The sequence below is a fragment of the Clostridioides sp. LIBA-6622 genome, assembly GCF_056716095.1.
The window spans coordinates 3,080,203-3,105,414 of sequence record NZ_CP196998.1; the positions used below are offsets into that span (position 1 = coordinate 3,080,203).

Genomic DNA, 25,212 nt, shown 5'->3' on the forward strand with positions numbered 1-25,212 from the left:
AGGAGAAATAAAATGGATAAAAAGAAATTAATCCTTATAACATACGATAAATTAAATAGCAATCATTACAGAGAAGAGTTAATAAACTTTTTTGGAGATGAGATAATCATAGAAACACAAAATATAATCGATGGCATAAAAGAAAATTTAGAAGGAGATGTTGTGCTTTCTCTATCACCTTTAACTAGTAATTTTTTAATAAAACATTTTAAAGAAGATATTGAGATTATTCATGGAACAAAAGCACTTTCAAAACTTGGATATGAAAAGATGATGCAATTACCTCCTGGCACAAAATCATTACTTATGACAACTAATAAAACATCTGCATTTGAAATGGCTACTTATCTATATAAGATTGGTATAAATCATATAGATTTTGTACCAACATATCCAGATTGTGATGAAATATATGATTTGGATACAGCTATAACACCAGGTCAAATTAGATTTATTCCAAAATACATAAAAAACATAGTTGACTTAGGATGGAGAAAAATCTCATTAGATACATATATGTCATTACTTGTGGTATTAAAATTAAAGAATGAAAAATTTATAGAAAGATTATATAAATTATCTAAGGAAACACTGAGTCATGATTTTTTAAATACATCATTAGATAATATATCTAAGTTAAAAACAATACTTTACATGACTATCGATGAAATAGGGGATGGTTTAATATTTTTTAATACTTTCAACAAAGTTACTTTTGTAAATAAATCCTTACTTAACATGCTGGAACTAGATGAAAAATTTATAAAATCTCCCTCTTTAATGGATTATCTTCCAAAGAATTTTTTACATAAAATTACGAAGAACTTAAACATAGACAATATGATTATATACATAGATGAAATAGATAAAAAATTCATACTTTCTAAAAAACCATTTTACCTTTATAAAAATATAGAAGGTTGCTTAATTACATTAAAAGATGTAAATGATATTGAGATATTAGAACAGAAAATAAGAAGTGATTCTGTTAAAAGAGGTTATGTAGCTAAATACAAGTTTAATAATATTATTGGAAATAGCTCAGTTATAAAAGATTGTATTGAAAAGGCAAAGAAAATGTCTCTTACAGATAATCCTATATTAATAACAGGTGAAACAGGTACAGGTAAAGAGGCCTTCATCCAATCAATACACAATCATTCAAATAGAAAAAATAAACCTTTTGTAGCTATAAATTGTGCTTCATTACCAAGTGAGCTACTTGAAAGTGAGCTATTTGGATATGAAGATGGTTCTTTTACTGGTGCTAAAAAAGGTGGGAAAAAAGGATTGTTTGAATTAGCTCATACTGGAACTATATTTTTAGATGAAATAGGAGATATGCCACATAATTTACAAGTTAAACTTCTGAGAGTTTTACAAGAAAAAGAAATCAGAAAAATTGGTGGTACAGGCATTATTCCAATTGATGTAAGAATATTAGCTGCCACAAATAAAGATTTAGAAAAATTAATTATAGAAAATAAATTTAGGATGGATTTATTTTATAGAATAAGTATGTTTACTTTGGACTTACCTCCTCTTAGAAATAGATTAGAAGATATTCCACTTCTTTTAGAATCATTTTTAAAAGAACTTCCTTATAAAAATGTTAAACTAGATAAGTATCTTTTAGATGCTTTAAATTCCTACACTTGGATGGGTAATATTAGGGAATTGAGAAATTGTATTGAATATATGGCTTATATGGGTTCTAATTATCTTACAATAAATGATTTACCTCAAAATATATCTTCAAAATTAAATAATTATCCTACATCAAATAATATCTCTATATTTAGTGATTTAAGTCAATATGACAAAAATATATGTATTTCTATTTTAAAATCATTATATATGAAACCTATGGGAAGAACAAAACTAATGAAATTTATGGAATATAATGTCACAGAATATGAGGTAAGAAGTATGTTAGAATATTTAACACTCAATGGATACTTATCTTCTAGCAAAGGAAGAAAAGGCTCCTCTTTAACTGAAAAAGGCATAAAAATAATAGAAAATAATATAATTTAAACCTATAGTAATTCATATTTACTTTATCAAGTTTTATATAATCCTAAGATTTTGTTTTTCTATAAATCTTCATATTAAATAATCAAACTTATTTATTATCACAAAAAGCTATGAAATTAGTATTTTATTACTAATTTCATAGCTTTTAATATTAATATATTAATTGATTTAAGACTATTAATTGATAATTATAAAGTACCTCTGTTAAAGGTGTAAATTCTGAACCAATACCAAATTTTAATTCTACAAATCCCTCTAAATAATCTCTAGCACTTACATCTTCTTGTGTTAAGTCTCCCTTTACCATTTCAGTAGCAAGATGGGTTGCTAATGCTGGTATAAAAGCATCCATTGGCATAGGATATCCTCCAAGTCTATTTGACATACCAGCAGCTTTAGCTTTTTCACTTATCATATCATTTATTTTATTATAATTTTGAGCATCTTTTTTAGATATTTTTAGTCCCATAACCTCAGGATATGTTTGCGTTGGTGATGGATTACTTTGCTCTGCAACTATATACTTTAACTCTAAACCTTTAGTTAATATAACTTCATCCATAACCGCATTTACGCCAAATACATTTATGTCTTTTCCATATTTTTTAACTTGTTTTTCAATGTCTTCATTTAAAAACTGCTTAACTTTATTTTTATCTTCTTCAGTATTCATGTTTGGTGTATCCACTTGTACAAATTGTAGTCCTATATTTTTACAAGTCTCTTTAATCTTTTCTAATCTTTTGGCTATATTAGCATCTTTCAAGTCATCTTTAGAAGCATAATGAATGAAAGCCTTTGCTCCCATTTCTTTTGAATGTTCTGCTAACAACTTTCCTCTTTCCTCTATATTAGCCCCCAAGTTTACATCAACATACTGGCTTAATTGATTTTTGTCATCTCCCATAGGAGCAGAAATAGTTATTATTTCTGGACGCTTTTCCTTTACCTTTTGTAAAGCTGGTAAAAGGCCTGCTTGGTCTGTAGATACTACAATTGCCTGAATTTCTTTATCATCAGCTAATTTTACTATTTTATTTATAGAGCTATCTATATTAGAAGTAAAGTTTTCTGGTAATACAACATGTTTTATAGTTTGTTTAACTTTAGCTTTACCATCTTTGTCTTTATCAATTTTATTCTCTTCTTCATACTCTTTTGCTAGACTTTCTACTATATTATATTGTACTTTGTTTTCAGATAATGGTTGAGTCACTACTGCAACTTTAAAGTCATCTATAATTTCCTTTTTATCTTTCTTGCCTGCAATCAAACTACAGCCTGTAAGTCCAATAATTAAACATATAGATAGCATAAATGCTGTTATTTTTCTAAGCATTAGTTAAAACCTCCTAAATTTGTACTTTCTTATCACTATTACTAATTTTATCATACTTCAAAGAAAAATTATATTATAAAAAAATTATATACACACTATTATACTTCAATCTAAAAAGTACTATGGGTAGATTCGGTTTTGATTAAACCTACCCATAGTACTAAAAAATTATATATTATAAAATTAAATTAATTACAAATTATTATGCTACTTGTTTATTGCTTTTTATGAAGTTACCAACTATTCCACCCAATATAGCTGGTATTACCCAGTTAAAGCCCAAACCTGCAAGTGGTAAACTTTGTATAAATGGAATAGCTCCTGTCATTCCATTTATAGCTGATAATACACTAACCACTAACGTAACATATGCTGCACCTTTAAATGCATTATCATTTTTTATATTTTTACCAGCCAATTCCATGATAACTATTGCTAATAAAACAGGATATATAGTTTGCAATATTGGAACTGATATAGCTATTATAGAATCAACACCTAAATTTGATATAAGCATACTAGCCACACATATACCTATAACTAGTTGTTTGTAAGTTGCCTTACTTATTCCTTCAAAATAAGTTGATATTGATGCTGTTAAACCTGTAGAAGTAGTAAGACAGGCAAGTGCTACAATTATACCTAAAATTATCTTTCCTACTTGACCATATAATAGTATACTAGTTATTTCAACCAATAAAGATGCTTGAGGTATACTAGTATCATATAATGTTGAAGCTGTTGCACCTAAATAAGTAAGACCACCATATACTAATGCTAGAAATACACAAGCTACAAAGCCAGCTTTAATAGTCATTCCTATTTGGTCCTTATCTGATGTATATCCTTTGCCCACTATAGACATTAACATTATAGTTGCCATAGAGGCTGCCCCTAGAGCATCCATTGTCTGGTAACCTTGTGATATACCTTCACCAAATAGGTTTTTATCTATCATATGCTCTGGACTCATAGGTCCTGCTGGTGAAATTATACCTTTTACTATTAAAACAAATAATACTAATAATAACGCTGGAGTCAAATACTTACCTATTATGTCTATAACCTTAGAAGACCTAATTGTAAATGCTAAAGTTAATCCAAAGAAAATCACTGAAAATATAGCTTTAGCTGCTGGTCCATGGTCTCCAAATATAGGTATAATACCCATCTCATATGTTGTTGCACAAGTTCTTGGTATAACAAGAAGTGCCAAACACGCTAGAGCAGCTACACTCATTACTCTTGCTAAGCCTTTACCTGCTCTCCTAAGTACATCATCCATGCTTCCCTTACATCTTGCTGTTGCTATAATAACAAGCATTGCTATACCAGCATCTGCAACAACAAAGCCAACAAGAGGAATTAACCAGTCTTTGCCGGATTCCATTCCTAAAAATGGAGGGAACATAAGATTTCCTGCGCCAAAGAACATAGAAAATAAAGCAAAACCAACTACAAAAATATCTCTCATCTGCTTACTCACACCAAACTACCCCCTTTGAAAATATTTTGAATATTAAGATAATCTTACTTTATTTTCAGAAAAATGTCAATCTGGTAAAAAATCACATATTGTTAACGTTTTCCCAATTTATTTTATGAATATTTTTTTCATTTTATTATAATTCCCATCAATTTCGTTAAATCAATTGCTTGTGATACATCAAAAATAGCTCCTCTAATATCATTTATTCCAACCTCAATCCCTTCAATATTATTAGTAGTAAAATCTACACCAGAAAGTTTAGTTCCATTAAAATTCGCTTTTTTAAGATTTGTATACTCGAATACTAGATTATCATTGTTTACTTCTTGAAATACAGAATTCTCAAAATTTGAATCTAAAATAGAAACTATTTTAAATTTAGAGAAGGAAAAGTTAGAATACTTACCTAAAACATCCTTAAACAAAACGTTTTTAAGTATACAATCATCAAATCTAACTCCTATCAATTTACTGTCTTTAAACTCAACTCTATAGATACTTCCTTCATCAAAAAATGTATTTGATAAATTACAGTTTTCAAATACCACATCAAGTAAATCAATCTTTTTTAGGTTACAATTCTCGAAAGATACATTTCTAAATATACAAGACTCAAAACTAACCCTTATAGCATCTAAATCACTTATAATTTCATTTTCTATAATTTTATTAAATATTTTTTCATCATTAAGTATATCATCAATCATATTTTCAAGATTTTCAATAGTTTCTAATTCCTCTTTAAATTTAGGCTTTTGTACTTTAATAATTTTAGTCATTTTCCCCTCCACTATAAATTATATTCTTTTTATCTGTATTTTATTTAAATATATTAACTTAATATATATATTTAATATATTAAAAAGTTTTTACGAAATATTCTTGTATTCAGTACATTTATAATTATATCACAAACTTATTTATAATAAACTTCCATTAATAGTATAAGTCATTTGAATATAACTAGTACTCTACCTGTAAATATTTTATTATTAAAGATAATAATTTCCAACAATAAATAACCTTAATTTTTTATAAAATCGACAAAAAAACGAATAATTTTATTAAATTTATTGTAAATAATACAATATTACGATATAATACAACAGAAAAACAAATAGAAAATGTTCATATAATATTAGTAATATGGTCTAATAGTTTCTACAAACTCACCTTAAATGAGTTTTCTATGAATAGAATGTCAACTTTGAATATATATTCTATTCTATCTATATGAATATATATTTTTTTGTTTATATCTTAAAGTTTTTTGGAGGTAAAAATGGTACCAAACACTAACAATGTACAACCAGATGGAAATAATTCATCATTAAGCTTTTTAGACAAAATGTTTAAATTCAGCGAACGTGGCTCTAATCTTAAAACAGAAGTGATAGGTGGGGTTACTACATTCTTAACAATGGCATATATAGTTTTCGTAAATCCAGCTATATTATCTGAAGCTGGTATGGATAAAGCCGCACTTATAACTGTTACTATATTAGCTACAGCCATTGGTACACTTATATTTGCACTTTTAGGAAATGCACCATTCGCTCTAGCACCTGGTATGGGATTAAATGCATTTTTCACATACTCTTTGGTTATAGGAGCAGGAATACCATGGCAAACAGGTCTTGGGGTAGTCTTTTTATCTGGATGCGTATTCTTTACACTCGCAGTAACAGGGCTTCGAAAGACCATTGCAGATGCAATTCCTAGGGAATTAGCAGTAGCTTCTTCAGCAGGTATAGGTCTTTTCCTTGCTTTTGTTGGTTTGAAAAATATGGGTGTTATAATAGCAAACCCAGATACTATAGTTTCACTTGCAGATTTTACACCAACAGTTTTAATAGCCCTTTTTGCTCTTATCTTAATGGCAATACTGGAATATAAAAAAGTTAAAGGCGGAATATTAATAAGTATAGTTGTTGCAACAATAATAGCTATTATATTTGGATTTGTAGAATTACCAACAGCAATAATTTCAAAACCACCAAGTATAGCACCAATTGCTTTTAAATTAGATATTGTAGGAGCATTAAAATTCTCATTAATTGGACCTATATTCTCTTTCATGTTTATAGATATGTTTGATTCATTAGCATTTCTTATTACTTGTTGTAAACAAATGGGTCTTGAAGATGAAAATGGTGAAATAAAAGATTTAGGAAAAATGTTATATGCAGATGTTTCTTCTACTTTAATAGGTTCATTCTTAGGAACTAGTACAGTTACAACATTTGGAGAATCTGCTTCTGGTATAGCAGCAGGTGCAAGAACTGGACTTGCTTCTGTAGTAACAGCAGCATTATTCTTAGCCACACTTATATTCACACCATTACTTGGTATAGTTCCTACTTACGCTGCAGCACCTGCACTTGTCATGGTTGGTGTCTTCATGTTCGAAAGTATAAAACAAATTGATTTTGCTGATAGTAAAATAGCAGTACCTGCTTTTGTCACAGTTTTATTGATGCCTTTAACTTATAGTATAAGTATTGGTTTATGCTTTGGATTTATTTCATATATAATAATGCATGTTGTAGCTAAAGAAACTAATAAAATCAGTATTACACTTTGGGTTATAGGTTTACTTGCAGTTGTAAACTTAGTTCTAAGTTAATATTTTAAAATATATAAAATAAAATCTTATTTATTTTTAATTTATTAATAGCAAAATCAATTTTATATATAAAATTGATTTTGCTATTAACTTTGTATAGAAAATTTATTATCATAATATGTGGATACAAAAATATGTAAAAGAGGAAGGATACTTATGTCACAATTACTTATAAAAAATGCATATCTAATTACTATGAATGCAGATAGAGAAGTATACGAGAATGGAAGTATACTTATTGAAAATAACATTATAAAAAAGGTTGGCAAATTTGATAGCAATATTGCTGATAAAGATGCCGAGATATACGATGCTAAAGGAAAAATATTAATGCCAGGATTAGTAAATACACACGTTCATTTATCCCAACAATTAGAACGTGGTCTTGCAGATGATGTTGTCCTTTTAACTTGGCTTAGAGAAAGAATCTGGCCATTTGAAAGTAGCTTTAATTATGAAGATTCATTAATTTCATCCACTGCATGTTGTATTGAGTTGATAAAATCTGGTGTTACTACATTTTTAGAATCTGGTGGTCAATATGTAGATGCTATGGTTGAAGCTGTTGACAAAACTGGACTTAGAGCGTGTTTAGCTAAATCAGTTATGGATACAGGAGATGGTCTTCCTAAAGCATGGCAAAGAACTACTGATGAAGAAATCAATACTCAATTGGACTTATTCCATAAATTTAATAATACATCTAATGAAAGAATCAAGATATGGTTTGCATTAAGAACTATTTTTAATACAACAGAAGAATTACTTGTTAGAACTAAACAACTAGCTGACAAGTATGATACTGGTATACATATGCATATTGCTGAAATAGCTGATGAGATTTCATTTGTAAAACAAAATAATGGAGTTGGAACAGTTGAATATCTTGATAAGTTAGGTGTATTAGGTCCAAATCTTTTAGCTGCTCACACAGTTTGGCTTACTCATAAAGAGATTGATTTATTTAGATTACATGATGTAAAAGTTTCTCATAATCCAGCTGCAGCTATGAAAGTAGTTCTAGGGTTTGCATCAATTCCTGAAATGTTAGAAAAAGGGATACCTGTTTCAATTGGTACTGATGGAGCACCTTCAAATAATAGAATGGACCTTATGAGAGATATGTATTTAACTTCATTAATACATAAAGGTAGAACTTTAAATCCAACAGTTATTCCTGCTGAAGAAGTATTAGAAATGGCTACTATAAATGGAGCAAAATGCGCTCTATTAGAAAAAGAAATTGGTAGCCTTGAAGTAGGAAAAAAAGCAGATATGATTATTCTAAATCCAGATACAATTCATTCTTTACCAATGCATAATCCAATTGGGAATATAGTTTATTCTATGACTAGTGAAAATGTAGATTCTACAATTTGTGATGGTAAATGGCTAATGAAAGAAAGAAATGTATTAGTTGTAAATGAATCTGAATTGTTAAACAAAGTTAAAGAACAAGCTTCTAAAATAAAAGAAAAAGCAGAAGTTAAAATTCCTTCTAAATTTAAAATAATAAAATAATACAAATTTCAATTGTTTTGTATATATGAATATATAGCTTTGATTATACATAATATATACAAAACAATTGTTTTTATTTGATTTAAAAATAATTTAGTTATATATTAAACTTTGCATTCATTAACTTTATACTTAGTTATATCATTACAACACATTAGACAAGCTCTTTTTTCTTCATTCCATTCTATATATGAAGCATTTGCACTACTCCAAACATTAAGATTATCGTTATATATCTCAATTGTACAAGACCTTTTTTCTTCATTAAGTCCATTCATTGGACAAATATCACATGGCTCATCTCTCCCCCAAAAAGCCTTATAACATAATTGATTTATCTTTGCATTTGGAGCAATACTTAAGGTCTTTTGATTTATGAATAATAGTTCATAAGTATTTTTGTTTATTACATAAGTCCATGAATTCAAATTGTCCATAATTACTTTTGTAGTCTCATAAGATTTCATTAATTTATCTTGTTTATGTTTATTAATCAAAAATACACTTAATATCTCTGATATAAAGGTTAAAGATTCTATTTCATCCTTTGTCCAAAACCTATTTCCATTACAGTCATCAAATCCTACATAACCACTGAATTCGCCTTCATCTAAGATTGCACACTGCAACATAGAAACAATTCCCTGTGCTTTCAATATTTCATATAATTCACCATTAAGTGTAGATATATCTTTACAATAAAAGATTCCTCTCTCATTAAAATATTTCTTATAATCTCCAATTAAACTATACGATACTTCTCTAAGATTCTCTATTTCTGCTTCAATTCCATCATTACACCATTCAAATGTATTACTGCAATAAGTACTATCATCTGAATTTTCAAATACATATGCACGACTTACATTATAAGACCTACCAACCAGTTCCAAGATAAAATTTACTGCAGTATCAACATCTTTAGATTCATATAAAATTCTAAATATATACTCAGAAAGATTTTGTTTAAATGTAGATTTTGTTTTATATACTTCATCAATATCTTCTTCTCCTCCTAATACAGAAGTAAAGTTTTTAGTCCTTATTATCTCACTATCCATAGATTGACTATTACTTTCACATATCCAATAGCAATCCTTTCCCTTATCTTTTGCAACATATAATGCATTGTCTGCACTTCTAAAAAGTTCATTAAAATTTTTACCATGTTGAGGATAAATAGCAATTCCTATACTTCCAGAGATTTTATAGCCTTTATTTTTCCCTGTAAATGAGCGTCTAAATAAATTCATTAATTCATCTGCCTTTTGTTTTAATATTTCTTCTGAATTCAAATTTTTTAGAAAAATTAAAAACTCATCTCCTCCTATACGTCCAATAATATCACTTTCTCTAAATATATTTATAAACTTAGATGCTATATCATTTAAAACTGCATCTCCAAATAAATGTCCTAGATTATCATTAATCCCCTTAAAGTCATCAACGTCTATTATAAACAATGCACTACTACATTCCTTGCCTTCATTTTCTAAATAAGTTCTAACTAAATCTTCTGTTGTAATTTTATTATATAATCCTGTGAGTAAATCTCTCTGTGCTTTATTTTTAAGTTCATCATTTTTCCTTTTTTCTTTGTCTATGTCTGCAACAACACCTATAACTCGTGTACATTGATTATACTTATCAATAATACTAGATAATCTAACTTTGCACCAAATATATTCATTTTTTCCTTTTCTAAATCTAAGTTCTGTTTCATTATATTCATTGTCACCATCCATAGCTCTAGTAAAAAGTTCTATATACTTTGCTATATCATCTTTGTATATCATTTCTTTTTCTAACATGTTATCAATTAGATTATTTCTTACTGGTTTGTATCCAAATTTCTTTTCCCATTTGTCAGAAATGTTTACTGTATCTGTATTTAGATTCCATTCAAAGACAATGTTATTATCTTGGTCCATAACAATTCTATAGCACTCTTCACTTACATCTAATTGTTCTTGCGCCGACTTACTTGATGTAATATCAATAACAACACAATATACCCATGAATCTCCATACTTATCTTTTACTATTTGTCCTTTATCCAATAACCAACGTATCTCTCCATCTGAATGAACTACTCTATACTCAACTTCAAGTATATTTCCATTTTTTAGTTGCATTTCTAGTTCATTTTTAACTATTTCACGGTCATCTTCATATATTACATTCAGTAATTTATTATCGAAAAATAATTCAAGCTCCTCTTTTGTATATCCCAATAGATTTTGATATCCTTCATTAACAAAGTTAAATATGTAATTTCCATCACAACTGTATTTATATACTCCTCCAGGAATGTTTGCAGTCAGCACTTTAAAATCATCATTTATTCTTTTTAGCTCTTCAGAATTATTGACCATATTGTCAATCAGGCTATTGAAAGCAGTAGTAATTTTAGCATACTCATTATTTGTATTAAGATTAAATCTTATACTCGTATCACCATCTTTTATTTTTTCTATCCCCTCAATCAACTTACCCATAGGATTTAAAAAGTGTTTTTTTACATATACAGAAATTATGCATATAAAAACTATAATTAAAACCATAAAAAGAAGTACAACAAATATAGCCCTGTCAATTGGCTTCATTATCTCTGATGCTTCCACAGTACTTAATATAAACCATCCATCTGATACTTCAGAATAATATCCAATATTTTTGATATCGTCTTCAGAGTAACTTATAAAACCATCTGGATTCTTTTTAAAATTTTTAGACTTCCATTCTTTAAAAAAACTTTCGTCATCTATTATATTTTTATATTTATATTTACCATCATTAGCAACTGTATTTCCTATAGAATCAATTATAATCATTTTACCTGTATTAAAAGAAGGTATATCATTTATTATATTTTTAATATAGTCTGTATCTACAATAAAGGATACAAAACCTTGATATTCATTATTAATCCAAATTGGATAACCTATTACAAAGTTTCTTTTACTTATATAAAAACTCCTCTTATTATTTATATTAGAAATTTTCAAACTATCTTGTGCTAATCCTTTAAATTCTGAACCTGACATTAGTGCTTTTTTATTAATAATATTTTCATCACTTGACGCTACTACTACATCATTTTTATCAATAAGGGACATTCTAAGCAAAAACTTTTCCTTATTATTAATATCTCTTAATATCTCGTTTATATTTTCTTGTTTTAATCTATTATCTAAAATTTCCTTATTTTCACTGGATAGATACTCTTGAATTTCAGAAATTTGAGAAGTCGTTTTTAATGTTACCTCTTTTTGACTAAAAAAACTCTTTAATCGTTTTGATTGTATTATTGTAGCTGTTTTGATGTTATTTTCCATCAAATCATTAGAATTTTCAGTAAATTTATGTATACAGATTCCAGCAATGATTATTGATGGAATTATTGAAACTAATATAAGAATAATAAATATTTTTTTTTGTATCTTCATAAGTTCTCCCCCTATTTTTAATAAACAATATAAATATAAATTTCTTTAGATATTTACTATTCATTTATTTTACTTATAAACTTATGTATTTACTCCCCCAAAATTAAAACCATATTTACAAATTTCACATTGAAATTATTTATATATTCATTGTATTTTAAATTTTTCTATATTTCAACCCGATAATATCAAATGTTGCTGTTTATAATTTAATTCTTAATAAATATATAGAATTATTAGTTTATAATTTTTACTTTACTCTTATCTAATACCATTTTTAGAGAGTTCTCAACCGTTTCAATTACATCCTTATAACTTAAGTATACATTTACATAAATATAATCTTCATATAAATTGTATTCAGTTACTCTACAATACAATAACTTTCCTCCATCTATTAAATTGCTTAAAATATAATTATCTTTTCTTGGAACATAACCTATTACATAACCAGTTTCCCCAACTATTTTAATAGCCTTTTCATCGTATAGATTACCTTTCTCCCTATTTAGATAATATATCTTACTCTCTTCTAATTCTTTTTCCAGACATTCTCTATTTCTAAATCTTGAACCCGCAACAGCTACTGAAGTTAAGTATATGTCCTTACCATGTTCATCTACTTTTATTTTTTCAATATTTATAAATTCTTTCTTCAAATTATTACTTTCATATAATAATCTTCTCAGTTCATCCTTCAACATTACATTTTTTTCCTTTTCATAAGCTTCTTTAACTATTTTCAATTCTTCAAGAGATAATTTTTCTCTATATCTTTTTAAAATATTTATAGATTCTTTTCTAACTTCATTTATATTGCCAAATATACCTTTCAAAGATATATCTTTTCCTTCAGGATATAGGGAATTACTGCCTTTAGTGACAATAAAAAATAACATATCATCATAATATTCTTGTGTTAATCTATCTTTTTCTATATCTTCCATTTTTCCGGTTAAATTATCTAGGTTAAATGTATTTTCAAAAAAGCTTAATAACTTTAATCTAGAGCTTTTCTCCCCTTTTTTAGATATGTACCAATATACTTCAAAATCTCTAATATCTCTATCCAAATATGGTAATAAATCATCAAAAGATAAATTCACATCATAAGTTTTTGATATTTTTATCATATCTTCTGTCTTACCTCTTGCATTTTTTAATGCTTCAAAATATATATTCTTCCACTTTTCACTAAGTAAGACAGCATTCATTTCTTTCTCAAATTCAATCTTATCGCACTCTATATTTTCATCTTTCAAGACATTTATAGCTATTAAAAAAATTGAATATAAACTTTCAAAAGTAGTTCCATAGGTCACTACAATTGGTAAAAATTGATTTACTAATTGGACTTTATTTCCTATGTATTTAAAATCTACACTTAACAAGTAGTTACATATCAGATAGGCTAAGTTATTTATCTTTTCTCTATCTAAATCTCTTCTTTCAAGATATTTATCCAAATCAATAATAGAAATAATATAATTCATCAATAATCGTTCATGTTTCATATCTTTGTAACCCTGTTCAATTAAATAGGAATTTATTTTAGAATCCAAAATTTCCATGTTGACAATAGCAAATACTTTTATCGAGCCTGTAGCTTTTTTAGATAAATTAAATAAATATGTATTGTAAAATTCTAGTTTCTTAATAGTATTACTAAGATAAAATACATATTCTCCAGATTTAGAAAAAGTATCCACAACTTCTCTTATATTTTCCACCTCTAAATATCTCTCACTTAAAACTAATCCAAGTTTTACATATTCAGCCTTTTTACTTTTATATATTAATTCTTTAGTTAATTTATATAACCATTTCTCATCAATAATCATTTCTTTTACTAAAGTATTTATCTTTTTTATAAAAATTTCAAAATAGCAAATTAGAGGTTTAAAATTATTATTCTCCAATAAATAGATTTCATTAGATTGACTTTTATACATATTTAAAATTCCATCTACTAGATTATTTGAAAGTTCCACTTGTTCTCTTAAAGGTATATTTTCATATATGCATAGGTAATTCATTTCAAATGATTCTTTATATCCATCATAACCCTTAAATCCCTGCAATTGTTTAAAAATACTTTCCATTAAATTATCCTCCTTTACATGATGTAATTTATATTGATTATACTACTTATTTCAGCAAGTTTACATTTTTACACAAAAAAATATTACTAGAATTTGAAATTCTAGTAATATTAGTAAGATTTATTATGTAAATACCTTATCTTCTAACAGTAAATAACATCCTTATTAGTTTAAATGCCAATTTTTTTAATATAAACCTGCTCTAATGTTAAATTTACTTATCAAATTCAGTTAACTTTACAATCATCTCTTCACAAATTGCTTTTATTGTCTTATTGTCTGTATTGATAATAATATCCGCAGATGCTAGGTATTTTCCTTCTCGCTTTTTCATTAGGTCAGATATAAATTCTACATTCATATTATTATTAAGTATTGGTCTTTCATCACTATGTTTAACACGTTGAAGAATAGTTTCTGGACTTGCTGTCAACAAGACAACCCTTCCATTCTTTTTCATATATTCTACATTTTTATCTCGAAGTACAATTCCTCCCCCACAGGAAACAACAATACCTTTCTTTTTTTGTAAATCTATTAGTGTTTGGCTTTCAAGATTTCTAAAATATTCCTCCCCTAGTTTCTCAAATATTTCAGAAATACTCATTCCTTGTTGTTTTATTATATATGAATCCGTTTCTACTCGTTCCATCTCTAATAAATGGCCTAAGTATGATGATATAGTACTTTTACCTACACCCATAAATCCAACAAGCATTATATTATAAGAAAATAAATTTTTAGCTTGTATTTTCTTACTTGTTTTAACCATGTATCTAAAAACATCTATAATTTCATTTTCAAATTTATTACCCTTTAATTTGTTAATCAACGCCACTTCTTTTTTATTTTCATACTCTGACTGTAAAATAGGCAGACCTTTTTCTTTTTTAATATCTATAATATCCTTTATACATTCCATTCTTTTTTCAAGCAAATTTATAAACTCATCATCATATAAATCTATTTTTTCTCTTATCTTTTCTATCTTTTCCATAGTGACACCTCAGCTTTCAAACTGGTTAAAATTAAATATCATAATCACACACTTTTTCTTTTCCGTATCTCATATTTACAAATAATGCAAGTAAAATTCCAACAAAAGTTATAGCCACATTAAATAATACAACATATTTTGGTCCATTCACTCCACCTGATTTTGTGATAATACCTGCTATATTTAAAATAACATAGTTTGCTATACTCGATGCAATCATAACTATAGATGTTATTTTTCCTTTATTAGTTGGAAACATTTCATTTGCTGTTGACGTTGTTAATTGAAGGACACCACCTGCTGCTGAATAACCTATTACAAATCCTCCTAGCATACAAATAGTTGGAGTTTGGACAAAATATACTACTAATAGCATAATTAAAGCTATTATAGGATATATAACTAGTATTCTTATTGGCTTAATATACTTTTTAATAAGTACAGAAGTTATTAATACTGCACATATTACTCCCATTGAGTAGAAAGACTGAATTTTTGTAGGGTCAGCCATGCCATATAATTTTCCCAATTCCTGATTGCAATTTAACCATAATACAAATGTTGATGTACATGTAAATCCAATACAAACAAGAGCTATACTTGTTGGTGTAAATTTCATCTTTTCTGATTTAACTATTTTTCCTTTATTATCAGTAACATCATTAGCTGGTGGAAATGGTAATATAGCTATTAAAATTGCATCTATGACAATAAGAATAGCTGTCACTATAAAAATAACTTTAAATGATATTGAATTTGCTGCGACAAAACCAATTATAAAAGGAAGTAAAAATTGTGCTAAAGCTATTGTAAACTTAGTAAACATATTTGCTATTGTTCCCAAACTAGCAAATATCTCCATACAAGAAGGAGTTACACATGTATCTAAAAATGAGTTAGCAGCTCCTCCAATTATTGCAAATACATACGCTACATAAAAATTTGGTGAAAATACAATTCCAACAAAGAAAATCGCATGTAAAAAATTTCCTATAAGCCCACTTACTTTTCTTCCATACTTATCTGATATAGGTCCTGCAAATGGATATGATATAAGTCTACCTAATCCCAATGCAGCAATAACTGCTAAAACAATACTTACATCTAATGTCCCATCTGATAACGTTTTAGCCCCCCACATTGATGAAAATTCTGGTTTATATTGTCCTAAAATTGAAATTCCAATACCAAGTAAAAAATATGAAAAATACAATGCTATGGCAGTAGGATAATATTTTTTATTATTCATAATTCTTCTCCTATTCTTGTTAATTTATTAACATTTTTATGTACAATAAACTTATCACCATAATGGGTTTAAAGTATAGTCAAATCTTTAAATTTAACTAAACTATGATACATAACCCACTATGATAATTTATTTGTAAATTATTATTTAAAACACAATTCCTTAATCTCTTCTACAGGCATTTCTAATCCAGTATATAGATTAAAAGCTTCTGCTCCTTGATATAATAGCATTCCTAATCCACCAATGGCCTTACATCCATTAGCCTCAGCATCTTCAATCATTTTTGTTTTCTTTGGATTATAAACAACATCTGTTACTACTAATTCTTTTCTTAAAATACTGACATCTTTTATGTTAGTTTCATTATCATAAGGTTTCATACCAATAAGAGTTGCATTCGTCAATATATCACTTGATGCTATCTCTTCATAAAGCTTTTCTGTATCTTCTAAATCATATAGATTAACAACACATTCTGGCACCTCTTTTTTTATATTCTCAACTGTCTTTTCTGCTCTTTTATAAAAATCATCCTTAGCATTAAAAATAGATATTGCTCTTGCACCATCTAATGCACATTGTACTTGTATAGCAGTTGCAGCACCACCAGCACCCATAATTGTAATCTTTTTGTCTTTAACTTCTACTCCATTTTCTTTTAAGTTACGAACATAACCTACTCCATCTGTTATATGACCAACTAACTTTCCATCTTCATTTACAATTGTATTACATGCTCCAATTATACGAGCTGCTGGAGAAAGTTCATCCATATATTCTGTAACAGCAGACTTACATGGCATAGTTACATTAGCTCCTTTTATATTAAAAGTTTTTATTGCTGAAAGTGCATCTTTTACCTTATCTACTGTAATATCAAAAGCTAAATATCTATAATCTAAATCTAATTTTTCAAAACTATAGTTATACATCACTGGTGATTTAGAATGACCAACTGGTGTACCTATTAATGCAAATAATCCTGTTCTACCTGAAATTTCCATAACTATCTTTTCCTCCCAGTATTATCATTTTCTTTGCAAATAGTCTATCCAACTATTTGCAAAGAAAATTTATTTATTATTTATATATTTAATGCTGCTTCAAAGGCTTCTTTTGTTGCGTCTAATGCTCTACGTGCTTTTACGGCGTCCCCAACAACGTGAATTTCTTTTACAAACTGTTTTACAGATTCACTTAATGGGTCATAATTACGAGAACCCATAGCAAGTACTACTGAGTCAAACCCTTTTAAATCATGTTCTGTACCATCTGCAAGTAAATAGTCAACACCATTATCATAGAATTTAGCGACTTTTGCACCAGTAACAGTATGTATATTATAATTTTCAAAATCATTCATAAGGAACTTGCGATGCTCTGAAATTACATCTGCACCAACTTCTTCTCTAAGCTCAATAACCGTAACCTCATGCTCTTGTTCTCCAAGGAAAGCTGCTACTTCACAACCAACCATTCCACCACCAACAACAAGTACTTTTTTCCCACAAGATTTCTTACCATCAAGAAGGTCTACAGCATGTATTAATCCTGAATCATTAATTCCTGGTATAGGAAGTACAAGTGGAGTTGCTCCAGTGGCTATAATAACTGCATCAGGTGATTTTTCTTTTATAAATTCTACTGTAGCTTCTGTATTAGTACATATTTTCACACCATATTGATTGCATTTTGAAACATAACTTCTAACTAAATTAGTGATATCTCCCTTACCTGGAGGATATGCAGCTAAACGCATTTGACCACCAAGAATGTCCGCTTTTTCAACCAAAGTTACATTATGCCCTCTTTTAGCACATACCCATGCTGCAAGCATACCTCCAACACCTCCGCCAACAACAAGAACTTCCTTACTTATTTCAGCTGGTTTAAGTTCTGCTTCATGACCTAATATAGGATTTGCAAGACAGGCTATAGGTTTACCTTGGAACATATTTGGTACACATCCTTGTAAGCATGCAATACATGGTATCATTTCATCTAGCTTTCCATCTTTAGCCTTATTAGGCATTTCTGGGTCAGCTAAACTTTGTCTACCAAATGCTACTAAATCACATCTACCTTGTCTAACCATTAATTCAGCAAATTGAGGTTCTGTATAACGTCCAACTGTTATTACTGGTATACTAACAGCTTTTTTTATTTCTGTTACTAGTTCTGCACTGAATCCAGCATGTAAAACTGTAGGAGCCCACATATATTCATCATGTATATGTATACTACGAGAAACATGAAGTCCATCTACTCCACAATCTTCTAAATATGCTGCTATTACTGAACTATCATGTACATCAATTCCACCTAAAATATCATCTGTACTGTTTATACGACATAATATTGCTAGAGAATCTCCTACTTTTTTACGTATATTTTCAATAATAAGGCGAGCTAATCTCATTCTATTTTCAAAACATCCACCAAACTCATCTACACGCTTATTTGTTCTTGGTGATATAAAGCTACTAACTAAATATCCATGAGCACAGTGAACTTCAACAGCATCTGCACCAGCTTTTTGTGCACGTAATGCAGCATTTCCATAAGATTCTATAAGTTCATATATTTCTTCAGTCGTTATTGCTAGTGGTGTGTTACAACCATTTGATGAAGGTATTGCAGATGCAGCTTTTAATGGATGACCTGCTATTTTTTCATTCCCCTCAGAACCAGCATGTTGTAATTGTATAGATACTTTTGAACCTGCATTATGACAAGCATCTATTACATTTTTAAAACTATCTATTGTACTATCATCATATAAACAAGGTTTACGAGGACCTCCTTTTGCTTTTTTGTCTACAACACTCGATTCTATTGTTATCAATCCAAAACCACCTAAAGCACGTTCAAGATAATAAGCCTTAGAAGTTTCACTTAAAGTCCCATCTGTATTTGCAAAATTATTTCCCATAGGAGGAACTACAAAACGATTTGGAACTGTCATCGAACCAATTTTTATAGGTGTAAACATAGAACTAATCTTCATAAGGTTTTCCTTCCTTTCAAGTTTCAATTTTAAATTTTTATATTATAAATACTTTGTATCTTTTTATATTGTATAGATTTATTTTGGAGATACTTCAGGCCATGCTTTATCTAAAACTTTCTTAGTTGTATTAAACACAGTTTCAGCAGCAGTTGATAATCCCTTAGATATTAAAGAATCAGATATTACTTCTGCTCCTATAACTCTAGGTGATATGTTGTGTTCTTTTATTATTTTTACAAATTCTTCTGTGTTTCCATATCCTTCACCTGGAGCTAAACGGTCATGTAGCGATTCATCTCTAAGTTTTTCATAAGGAGTTTTTAAAACGTCACATACTTGAATTGATACTATTTTCTCTGCTGGAACAGGTGCAAGATCTTTTGCTGTCTGTTTTGCTCTAGCCCAGTGCCAAGTATCTAGTATAAGCATTGCATTTTCACGATTGCATTCCTTAACAACACGCCATGCAGTAGTTAAGTCTGGAACACCACTATATGGCATAAACTCAAGACCTATAATAAGTTCTCCTGCTCTATCACATAATTCTCCTAATGCTTTTATAATTTGTTCTTCTGGTATCATTTCTAACAAACCACAATTTATATGTTTAACATTAAATAAACGAGCCATATGATAAACATTTTTCTCTTTTTCTCTTTGAGCTTCTGTTCTATCTTCTTCTGTTCCCCATTGAGTTATGTATTCTACTTCTGTAACCTTCATATTGTATTCATCAAGAATTGCAAGCATTTCTTCATCTGTAACACCAGCATTTTTTGCATCTACATAATTTTCAGCTCGTAATCCAATTCCATCAAAACCAGCTTCTTTCGCAATACGTACTCTATCACGGAATGAAACTTCTGTACCTAATGTATAAGAACTAATTGTAATTGGAATATTAAGATTTTTTTGATTATTCATGAGTTAAATTTCCCCCTTTATTTTCTTTAAAAATAATAGTTTTTTTGATTTTATATTTTTAATTATCCTACTAGTAGTATTATTTAGCTTTAAAAACAAAAGTGCTTTTTGATTTATCTTTATCTAGATTTTATAAATTTATTGTACCATGAGACTTTATTAATAACAAATTGATAATTTCCTATCAATTCATAGATTTTGTTTATAGATTTCATTTATAGGATAATTCTTTTGCTTTTCTAGTACATTATATAAATATCTTTATCCTATAATTCAGACAAAAAACGATAAATTTCTTTAAAAGCTTTTATTCTTACTGCATAATCATATATAATAAAAATGTGAAAAATATCTTAAAGGTCAACTTCTCCAAATATATAAATAAAAGTACTCAGGAAAGGATGAACAAAAATTGAATTTATACCACCTACGCTATTTTGTTACACTAGCACATTTAGAACATTATACAAAAGCAGCAGAAAATTTATCTATAACACAGCCAAGCTTAAGTCATGCTATATCTTTGCTAGAAAGTGAGCTTGGAATAGCTCTATTTGAAAAGGAAGGTAGAAATATAGTTCTTACTAAATATGGAAAAATATTTTTAAAAGATGTGGAAAAATCATTAGAAATTTTAGATTCAAGTGTAAAGTCATTAAAAATAACTGGTACTGGTGAAGGACAAATAGATTTAGCTTTCCTTAGAACACTTGGTACTGACTTTATACCTGATATAGTGCATAAATTTTTAAAATCTAATCCTGATAAATCAATAGATTTTAAATTCCATACTGGTGTAACTACGGACATTATTCAAGGTCTTAAGGAAAGAAAATACGATATTGCATTTTGTTCAAAACTTGAAAAAGAAAAGGGAATTGAATTTATACCTGTTGCTAAACAAGATTTAGTGCTAATTGTACCATATAGCCACCCATTGGCTGCAAAAGATACTATAGACTTAAAAGAAACCATACCTTATCCTCAAATAGTATTTAATCAGAGAAGTGGGCTTAGATATATAATTGATGATATGTTTAATAAAATAAATCAACAACCTAACATAGTCTATGAAGTGGAAGAAGACCAAGTAATTGCTGGATTAGTTGCGAAAAACTTTGGAATTGCTGTAGTCCCAAATATGAATATGCTTAGCTTTACAAAAGTGAAAGTAATTCAGATTGTTCACCCAAGTTGGGAAAGAAATTTCTACTTAGCATTTATAAAAGATAGATATTTACCTCCTGCAATTAAAAACTTTAAAAATTTTGTCATTAAAAACGCTCAACTATAATTTATTAATAAAGGGGTTATTTTTTAATATCCTCTTTATTCTTTTTATAAAATAAAAAAATCTATACTCTTAAAAGTATAGATTCCTAACTGACAGTCGGCATCCGAGTCTCAGCAATTATCGTTATACAACAGCAACTGGATTTCAGTTCCTGAATAACTAATTCACTTATATTATATCAGACTTTATAATACTTGTCAATACTATCTATCTCATTTTTTCAAGCCATGGTCCAACAGGCTCTATAATAGGAACTTCTTTGAATCCCCAATTTCTTATGTCATTCACACTAGTTGGAGTATATATCTTATTTCTTACAGATTTAAATATTTTATTTTTCTCTCCATATTGCATGCACTTAGGATTAGCTTCTATTAATCCTCTTCTTGCTCTACTAAGAGGATTACATAAAATATCTGCTATCTCTAAACCTTCTCTATAATCTACATCTTCTTTTTTAGCGATTATAAAACCTTTAACCTTATCTCTTAATTCTTCATCTATGTCTAGATATATTGTTCCATTATTAAAAACATCAAAAAATGCCTTTTGTACTTTTAAATTTGATACATCATCTCTTGATTCGATAACTATTCTTGCAGATTCCACAGTTTCATTATTTACAAACGAATAAAAGTTCTGAAGTACATGTATAAAAGCCACTACATAAGGTTCCTTTGAAGGTGCATAATATTTTTTTAATCTAGCTTTATCTACTGTTACTGATATTATAGTACACTCTAATCTCGATAGAAATAAAGGCAACTCATCGTAAAAAAATTTAATTTGTGAATCATCAAACTTCTCAAATGCTCTTGATTTTCTTGATATATCTGTAAGATGTATTCCTATATTACTAGTTCCAAAACACTGTTCTTTAAATACATCCATTTCCTTTCTTAAAGAACAGACATAGTCTCCTTGACTCACTGCATATTTATATTCAAAAATTACTCCTGTTAATGTAAATGGGTCTTCATGATTTATATCAGCTCTTCCACTTTCATCGATAAACATTATATATTTTTTCTTTGTAATCTCACTCACCCTCTTAACTTATGATGATAGCATCTATATCCATTTTATATGAGTTTTAAAAATATTCCAAGATTTTTATACAACTTAAATTTAAATTTGGACTAAAAAATTGAGATGTAAAACAATCAACGCTTTTGGCGATTGGATTTCACATCTCAATTATAGTTATTTCTCAATATATAGTTTTATTATTTTCCAAGAATATCTATTAGTTTATCCATTACTATATAAGATACTCCGCCTCCAATTTGATAAGGAGTTTCAACTTTTTTATTTGCAAATACTCTTTGTTGTTCTGATGATAATCCTGAATTATCCATTAAAACTATTGGTGAGTGTAATTTTACAGCTAATGGTCCAGCTGATAAAGCATCCACTAAAGTATCTGATTTACTAACTAATATAGCTTGTAAATCAACATCTCCATAGAACTTCTCTATTACTTTAGCATTAGTATCTAATCTGCTATTTCCATATATTCTATTTCCTGAAACATCTTCAGTAGTTATCTCATTCATTTTAGCTATTGCTGAATCACTAATTGCACTTGGTCCACCTATAAAGTATGCATTTTCTAATTTTTTTTCTGTTAGCCATGCATAAGATTCTTCAGTGATTCCATCTTTTTTAACTAATATTATAGGTTGCTTTTCTTCTCCAGCTTTAGAAGCTATAGATAGCGCATCTGCTTCTCCACTTCCAGAAACCATATAAGCTGTTTTTATTTCTTCTCTACTTCCAAGTTCTGTAGCTATTTTTGTAGCAGTTTGGTATCTGTCTTGACCTGCTATTCTCTTTGTTTCCGCATTAAAAGTAGTTTTTATTTCTTGTTCTAGTTTAGAGCTTATTGCATTTTCTCCACCTATCAAGATTACTGTTTTAGGTGCTAATAACTTCATTTGTTCAATAGTCTCAGATGGTAATTTGTCTGTATTAGTAAGTAATATTGTTGAGTTATAACTACTTGCTAAAGGAGTAGCTGTTATTCCATCTGCTATTGCATTACCATTTACTAGTACAACAGTATCTGAACTCTCAGCATTCCAATTTCCAACTGAACTTATCTTCTTAGCTGTATCAAATCTATTTGCTCCTATGATTGTATCCCATGTAGGATTTATAGTTCCATCTTCATTGAAAGTATAATCTTTTGAATCTATTTTTTGAGTGCCAGTTAGCATTTTACCATCTTTATCTAAATAGTAAGATTTTCCTTCTATTTGTTGCCATCCTGTCTGCATTACTCCTGTTTTGTCAAAGTAATATTTATTATCATCTATTTCTTGCCATCCTGTAACTGCTAATCCATCTGCGTCTAGATAGTATTTCTTACCATCTTTTTCTTGCCATCCTGTTTGCATTACTCCATCTGCATTAAAGTAATAAGTCTTTCCATCAATTACTTTCCATCCAGATACTCTTGCTCCATCAGTTCCTAAGTAATATTTCTTGTTGTTAATTGTTTTCCATCCTGTTTGCATTACTCCTGAAGCATCAAAATAATACATTTTTCCACTTACTTTTAACCAACTATTTTTTTGATATGTTCCATCAGATTTTACATAATACTTCTTACCATTTTCTGTTTTCCATCCTGTTTGGTTTAAATTTATCTTATATTTTGCAGCTATTTTTATATAACTGTCATTACTATAATCTATAATTACATCTGAACCCACTGGAACTTGGTCAAATAACCATCTAACTTCTTTATTATGCATTCTTATACATCCACCAGAAATATGCTTTCCTATAGAACTCTCATCATTATTTCCATGTATTCCATATGTATCTCCATAAGTTCCTTTTAATGCTAACCCCATCCATCTATCTCCTAATGGATTTCTTGGGCTTCCTCCAGGTATATTACCTTTATAATATGGTCTATTTTTTATCTTATTAACCACCTTAGTTTTTCCTGTTGGTGTCTCTGATCCCTTTTTCCCTGTTGCAATTTTAAATTCTTTTATAAGTTTACTGTTTACAAAGTATCCTAGAGTATTTTTTCTTGAGTTTACTATAATTACATGCTTACTAGCAGCACTTGATTCTGGCACGCCACATGCAAATACTAGAACTAAAGTCAGTGCTAGTACTAAATACTTTTTTAGACTTTTTTTCACTATAACTTCCC

16 protein-coding genes and 1 riboswitch are annotated in these 25,212 nt (G+C 28.5%); of the genes, 4 read left to right on the top strand and 12 right to left on the bottom strand.

What is annotated here, in order from left to right; all coding sequences use genetic code 11:
* Positions 1–12 precede the first annotated feature (12 nt).
* A complete protein-coding gene (locus tag ACTG47_RS14630) occupies positions 13–2,037 on the top strand; it encodes a sigma-54 interaction domain-containing protein (RefSeq protein ID WP_479925094.1) in 2,025 nt (674 codons plus the stop codon).
* A gap of 151 nt (positions 2,038–2,188) precedes the next feature.
* Here the strand turns inward: ACTG47_RS14630 and ACTG47_RS14635 are convergent, their stop codons facing one another.
* The 3 genes from ACTG47_RS14635 to ACTG47_RS14645 all read right to left on the bottom strand — a co-directional run bounded on the left by ACTG47_RS14635 (position 2,189) and on the right by ACTG47_RS14645 (position 5,644).
* Positions 2,189–3,376 carry a DUF3798 domain-containing protein gene (locus ACTG47_RS14635; protein WP_479925095.1) on the bottom strand — a complete coding sequence of 396 codons (1,188 nt, stop codon included), beginning with the start codon at positions 3,374–3,376 and terminating at the stop codon, positions 2,189–2,191.
* A 202-nt stretch (positions 3,377–3,578) separates the two neighbouring features.
* Positions 3,579–4,850, bottom strand: coding sequence for a branched-chain amino acid transport system II carrier protein (gene brnQ, locus ACTG47_RS14640; RefSeq protein ID WP_479927089.1), 1,272 nt, complete (start codon positions 4,848–4,850; stop codon positions 3,579–3,581).
* A gap of 140 nt (positions 4,851–4,990) precedes the next feature.
* Positions 4,991–5,644, bottom strand: coding sequence for a pentapeptide repeat-containing protein (locus ACTG47_RS14645; protein ID WP_479925096.1), 654 nt, complete (start codon positions 5,642–5,644; stop codon positions 4,991–4,993).
* 329 nt (positions 5,645–5,973) lie between these two features.
* Positions 5,974–6,075, top strand: a riboswitch (purine riboswitch).
* Positions 6,076–6,147: 72 nt separating this feature from the next.
* On the opposite strand from ACTG47_RS14645, the gene ACTG47_RS14650 reads away from it, so the two are divergent.
* Together ACTG47_RS14650 and ACTG47_RS14655 are read left to right on the top strand one after the other, a co-directional pair.
* On the top strand, positions 6,148–7,491 hold the full coding sequence (locus ACTG47_RS14650; RefSeq protein ID WP_479925097.1) for an NCS2 family permease: 1,344 nt from the start codon (positions 6,148–6,150) through the stop codon (positions 7,489–7,491).
* Positions 7,492–7,647: 156 nt separating this feature from the next.
* Positions 7,648–9,012: an amidohydrolase gene (locus tag ACTG47_RS14655; protein ID WP_479925098.1), complete on the top strand. Its 1,365-nt coding sequence runs from the start codon at positions 7,648–7,650 to the stop codon at positions 9,010–9,012.
* Between the two features lie 104 nt (positions 9,013–9,116).
* Here the strand turns inward: ACTG47_RS14655 and ACTG47_RS14660 are convergent, their stop codons facing one another.
* The 7 genes from ACTG47_RS14660 to ACTG47_RS14690 all read right to left on the bottom strand — a co-directional run bounded on the left by ACTG47_RS14660 (position 9,117) and on the right by ACTG47_RS14690 (position 20,746).
* A complete protein-coding gene (locus tag ACTG47_RS14660) occupies positions 9,117–12,461 on the bottom strand; it encodes a diguanylate cyclase domain-containing protein (RefSeq protein ID WP_479925099.1) in 3,345 nt (1,114 codons plus the stop codon).
* Between the two features lie 236 nt (positions 12,462–12,697).
* Entirely contained in the window at positions 12,698–14,563 is a 1,866-nt protein-coding gene (locus tag ACTG47_RS14665; RefSeq protein WP_479925100.1) for an HIRAN domain-containing protein, read from the bottom strand.
* Positions 14,564–14,777: 214 nt separating this feature from the next.
* Positions 14,778–15,560, bottom strand: coding sequence for a shikimate kinase (locus tag ACTG47_RS14670; protein ID WP_479925101.1), 783 nt, complete (start codon positions 15,558–15,560; stop codon positions 14,778–14,780).
* A 31-nt stretch (positions 15,561–15,591) separates the two neighbouring features.
* A complete protein-coding gene (locus tag ACTG47_RS14675) occupies positions 15,592–16,809 on the bottom strand; it encodes an MFS transporter (protein ID WP_479925102.1) in 1,218 nt (405 codons plus the stop codon).
* A gap of 143 nt (positions 16,810–16,952) precedes the next feature.
* The gene (gene aroE, locus ACTG47_RS14680) at positions 16,953–17,816 is read right to left on the bottom strand and encodes a shikimate dehydrogenase (protein ID WP_479925103.1); all 864 of its coding nucleotides are present in this window, start codon (positions 17,814–17,816) and stop codon (positions 16,953–16,955) included.
* 80 nt (positions 17,817–17,896) lie between these two features.
* On the bottom strand, positions 17,897–19,819 hold the full coding sequence (locus tag ACTG47_RS14685; RefSeq protein ID WP_479925104.1) for an FAD-dependent oxidoreductase: 1,923 nt from the start codon (positions 19,817–19,819) through the stop codon (positions 17,897–17,899).
* 78 nt (positions 19,820–19,897) lie between these two features.
* Entirely contained in the window at positions 19,898–20,746 is an 849-nt protein-coding gene (locus ACTG47_RS14690; protein ID WP_479925105.1) for a sugar phosphate isomerase/epimerase family protein, read from the bottom strand.
* 412 nt (positions 20,747–21,158) lie between these two features.
* Between ACTG47_RS14690 and ACTG47_RS14695 the strand changes: the two genes are divergently transcribed.
* Positions 21,159–22,040, top strand: coding sequence for a LysR family transcriptional regulator (locus ACTG47_RS14695; protein ID WP_169468548.1), 882 nt, complete (start codon positions 21,159–21,161; stop codon positions 22,038–22,040).
* A 207-nt stretch (positions 22,041–22,247) separates the two neighbouring features.
* Here the strand turns inward: ACTG47_RS14695 and ACTG47_RS14700 are convergent, their stop codons facing one another.
* A complete protein-coding gene (locus ACTG47_RS14700) occupies positions 22,248–23,057 on the bottom strand; it encodes a DUF3800 domain-containing protein (RefSeq protein WP_479925106.1) in 810 nt (269 codons plus the stop codon).
* A gap of 209 nt (positions 23,058–23,266) precedes the next feature.
* Positions 23,267–25,201, bottom strand: coding sequence for a cell wall-binding repeat-containing protein (locus tag ACTG47_RS14705; protein WP_479925107.1), 1,935 nt, complete (start codon positions 25,199–25,201; stop codon positions 23,267–23,269).
* Between the last annotated feature and the right edge of the window lie 11 nt (positions 25,202–25,212).